The following is a 4298-nucleotide window of genomic DNA, read 5'->3' on the forward strand; positions in this document are numbered from 1 at the left end:
TACAGGGCATCGACCAATAAAATTATTAAATTGATATAGAGCGCTCCATACGTGCTTTCTCGGATTCACTCCGAGATAGACGGACACAGAGCGCGGCAATCGCTCACTCAAATTCATGCCTCTTCAGGCAATTGCTAGGAAAGAGGCCACATCAGATGATAGTCCATACATCCTACTATATTTAACCAATCCAATCAAACTCGTGTAAGCTGGATTGCATAACTTTATAGCTATTCCTCGGTTGGATAAAATCGATGACAAAATCTGATAAAAACGACTGTATGCCCAGGCAGAAAGCATTCTAGCATATTTTTTTCCACGCTCTCTTAATTGAGCTTTCTTGGTGGAAAAATCCAAGCTTTCGCACAGAACGGGGCAGGCAAAATTCCTGGTCTTGGGTATTGAACCTAATCGACGCCGAGTTCCCATGATCATAACCGGCTGAGGACACCTGCACTGTTAAGTCATTCGTCATTTGTCATTCGTCCTTTGTCAGGGAATAGGGAACACCTCGACTCCGCTCACCTCGACTCCGCTTGGTGTGAATAGGTAAGGTAGAGTTTTGAGTTGAGGGATTCTTCATGGGGGGGGTACTTGCTTCGGCTTCCCGTCCGGTGAACTTAAGTCTTAACCGTTCCTTGGGGAATCCTAGGATGAGGGATTAAACCTAAAACTGTACAAATGAAATGTGAACATCTCTTCCCGTTAAACCCTGACAGGGAGATAAAATTACCTGATTTTTTGTTCACGAATCATTTAGAATTACTAGATAGCTATATATTTTTGGAGGTTAGATAGGCAAATTAACAAACTTCATTCATTTACATCAAGCTAATAATAGGCTAAAAAATAATCCTACCACTAATAGTTGTCAGGATTAGGCAGGAATGCTAGAAGATGGGGGAGATGAGGGAGATGAGGGAGATGAGGAAGCCAAGGACAAATGACCAATGACCAATGACAAATGACCAATAAACGTATTGTTTTAACCGCCTATGGCTCCTTTGGCGATATTCATCCCTATATGGCGATCGCATTGGAGTTGCAAGCACGGGGACATCGTGCTGTTATTGCTACAAGTGAACTGTATCGCTACAAGATTGAAGCCGAGGGAATTGGATTTCATCCGGTTCGCTACGATAGTGCGATCGATATGCAGCAAGATGGCGAGTTTATCGGCGTGCTGTCAGAATCCCGTCGGGAAAGTGAATACACGATCTGTTATCTATTAATGCCCCATCTGAGGGCGACGTACAAGGCGTTACTGGAGGCGGTACAGGGTGCGGATCTCCTGGTGACGCACCACTTAAGCTTTGCTGGATCATTAATTGCAGCAAAAACGGGCATTCCGTGGGTGTCAACGGTTCTCTCTCCGCTCCTATTTATGTCAGCTTACGATTCCCAAACCCTTTCTACGACAACCATCTCCTCTTATGAACAAGCCTTAGCCGTTGTCGCCAATGACGCCCGCTTACGCCAATTTCGTTGGCAAGCCCGGTTATGGAGTGCGCCGATACGCCAACTGCGGGGGGAATTGGGGTTACCAGCCAGTTGTGATCCGGTGTTTGAAGGTCAACATTCGCCGGATTTGGTACTGGCGTTATTTTCTGCAAAGCTAGCCAAGCCGCAACCGGATTGGTGTCCCCAAACTCAGGTGACGGGATTTCCGTTTTACGATCGCGCCAAACAGGAGAATTTGTCTCCAGAATTGGCAAGGTTTCTTGACTCTGGTTCTCCTCCGATTATATTTACCTTGGGTTCGCTGATGGTATGGACACCCGGAAACTTCTATTTAGAAGGTGCGATCGCAGCTCAACAATTAGGATACCGAGCCGTGTTACTGGTGGGCAAAGGAGTCCACAACCTACCCTTAGAACAGTTACCCGAAGGCGTGATCGTCGTTGACTATGCACCCCACTCCGAAATTTTCCCCCGTGCGGCGGTAATTGTGCATCATGGCGGAGTTGGCACCACCGGACAAGCTTTGCGATCGGGGCGTCCCATGTTGGTGGTACCTTATGCCCATGATCAGCCCGATAATGCCATGCGGTTAGTGCGTTTAGGGGTGGCGCGTACTCTCGCCCGACATGAGTACAGTGCGAATACATTAATGGCTGAACTCAAACAACTCTTATTTGAGCCGAGTTATGAAAGCAAAGCGGCGGAGGTGGGAAAGCGGGTGCAGCAAGAAGATGGAGTCAAGGCGGCGAGTGACGCGATCGAAACCTATCTCAGATCTCAGGAAAATGGGCAATCAAAGTAGATGGGGAGTAGGGGCTTGGTTCCCAAGCCCCTACGCTTGGTTACTGAAATTGAAAGAACCCCAACGTCAGTTATTTATGGCAGTTACTTAACCAGTTGTCTGCTCAACCCACTGCAAACCCCGTATATTGCCTAACTAAAGGTTCATGAAACGCCAAAACAATATCCTCTTGGGGAACTCCTAACTTCACTAATTCATTAGCAATACCAACTTCCGTACCATCATGCTGTATCCAAATCTTGTCATTTTTAATATCCAGATGCAACACACAGCCATGCTGTCGTCGTCTGTTTTTCCAACCCACATACATCAACTGATAATGGTTGCCAACCGGATCAAAAATTAGTTGTTGTTCAATTTCGTCCTGAGTTGAACCGACACTGGCATAGTCAGTTATGACTTGTTGGACATAATTTTGATATTTTTTTAGTTTTTCCATGCGACAATACTCTCCTGCACCGGATCATAAACAATAAGTTTAAGCTGAAACCGCTGAATCACGGTTTGAATAAACTGCAACTTAAAGAAAGCGTGATAGATTCCTGAAGGAACAGCCAAATATAGAACTCTTTCTGGCTCTTGTTCTTCTAAGGCAACACGATAATTAAAACACTGTCCAATAGCTGTATGAAATTCGGAAATGTTTGACGCCCCAATAAAACTCTTAATTTCCACCGCTATTTTTTCGCCATCCCTTTCCGCCGCTAAAACTTGCTCCGCCCCCAGGTCAATATACATTTCAACATCACCAATCTTAATCCGAAAAGGGTCATCAGTAATCAGCCAACCCTCTTTTTGCAATCCGTTCCTAACAGCATCATGAAAAATATCTTTCGCCACATCCCACCCGCCGTAAAATTTAATCGTTTTTAATCTTAATTTTACCACAAATACCCACTATGTCTGACTTAACTAACATCCTGTTGAGGACACGGCACTGCCGTGTCCCTACCCTTTCCCCGAAATAATTGATTGCGTAGGGACAGGATAATATCGTCCCCTTCTCAAGACAGAAATGCTAAGATTTAAACCGAGAATAAAAAAGCGCGATCGCGAGTCGTTCTATACAAAGCCGTGCTAAGTTGAAAATCATTATATCCTATGAACAGTTTATCACCCGTCATTTTAAACTTAAAACACGTTGGTTTAAGCGATGAGCAATTTTACCAACTCTGCCAAGCTAATGAAACGTGGAAACTTGAACAAACCGCTAAAGGAGAATTACTGATTATGCCTCCCGTTGGTGGATTAAGTGGCAATCGAGAAGCAGATTTAATTACTGACTTAAATCTGTGGAATCGTCAAACTCAACGAGGAAAAGTCTTTAGTTCATCAACCATCTTTCGCTTACCCAACGGTGGAAAGCGTTCTCCCGATGTGGCTTGGGTAGCTAACCAACGCTGGGAATCCCTAACTCCCGAAGAACAAGAAAAATTTCCGCCACTTTGTCCAGATTTTGTGATTGAACTCCGTTCTCGCACCGATTCTCTATCCGACTTACAAGAAAAAATGCAGGAGTATCTCAATAGTGGTTTACAATTAGGCTGGTTAATTAATCCCCAAGCCCAACAAGTCGAAATTTATCGTCAGAATCAGCCCGTTGAGATTGTCCAGTTACCCGCGAGTTTATCCGGAGAGGATATCTTACCTGGATTTATATTAGAGTTACCTGTTTTCTAAGCCAAAATCCTGTAGAGTCGGCAAGTGTATCCTCAAGAATCTTTAGCGGACTTCTACCCCTAAAACTCCCTCGCGATCGCACGTCTTACCGATTCCGTTAATAGGACGCACTTCAGTGCGTCCCTACGGTTTCTCTATGCCATTCTAATTCTAATAGTTCCCTCTCAGTTCCCTCCCCTTAGCAAGGGGAGGGTTAGGGAGCTGACAGGTGTAGGTTTTTTATTTTATGGTTGGGACAAGACAAGGAGGACAAGGAAGGAAAGAAGACAAGGGGGAAAAACCGTACAGAATTCGGTTCGGTCAAACTAACTTCTAAAAGCCGAAACGCCCTATTTTTCGTTCTCACTCTTCCTTG

Annotated in this window: 4 protein-coding genes and 1 pseudogene; 2 read left to right on the plus strand and 3 right to left on the minus strand. The window is 44.8% G+C overall.

Annotation, left to right across the window (positions count from 1 at the left end):
• A pseudogene (locus tag RH949_RS22810) lies at positions 1 to 390 on the minus strand (hypothetical protein); the annotation flags it as partial.
• Positions 391 to 964: 574 nt separating this feature from the next.
• On the opposite strand from RH949_RS22810, the gene RH949_RS22815 reads away from it, so the two are divergent.
• On the plus strand, positions 965 to 2263 hold the full coding sequence (locus tag RH949_RS22815) for a glycosyltransferase (RefSeq protein ID WP_446356355.1): 1299 nt from the start codon (positions 965 to 967) through the stop codon (positions 2261 to 2263).
• A 103-nt stretch (positions 2264 to 2366) separates the two neighbouring features.
• On the opposite strand, the gene RH949_RS22820 is transcribed toward RH949_RS22815, so the two are convergent.
• A complete protein-coding gene (locus RH949_RS22820) occupies positions 2367 to 2702 on the minus strand; it encodes a XisI protein (RefSeq protein WP_006104825.1) in 336 nt (111 codons plus the stop codon).
• Positions 2690 to 3151 (minus strand): XisH family protein, encoded by a 462-nt coding sequence (locus RH949_RS22825; RefSeq protein WP_006104954.1) that lies wholly within the window; start codon positions 3149 to 3151, stop codon positions 2690 to 2692. The genes RH949_RS22820 and RH949_RS22825 overlap by 13 nt, the downstream gene beginning before the upstream one ends.
• Before the next feature lie 213 nt (positions 3152 to 3364).
• Between RH949_RS22825 and RH949_RS22830 the strand changes: the two genes are divergently transcribed.
• Positions 3365 to 3943: a Uma2 family endonuclease gene (locus tag RH949_RS22830; protein ID WP_006104856.1), complete on the plus strand. Its 579-nt coding sequence runs from the start codon at positions 3365 to 3367 to the stop codon at positions 3941 to 3943.
• Positions 3944 to 4298: the final 355 nt, after the last annotated feature.

It is taken from the genome of Coleofasciculus sp. A1-SPW-01, assembly GCF_040217205.1.
GTDB classification, from domain to species: Bacteria; Cyanobacteriota; Cyanobacteriia; order Cyanobacteriales; family Coleofasciculaceae; genus Coleofasciculus; species Coleofasciculus chthonoplastes_A.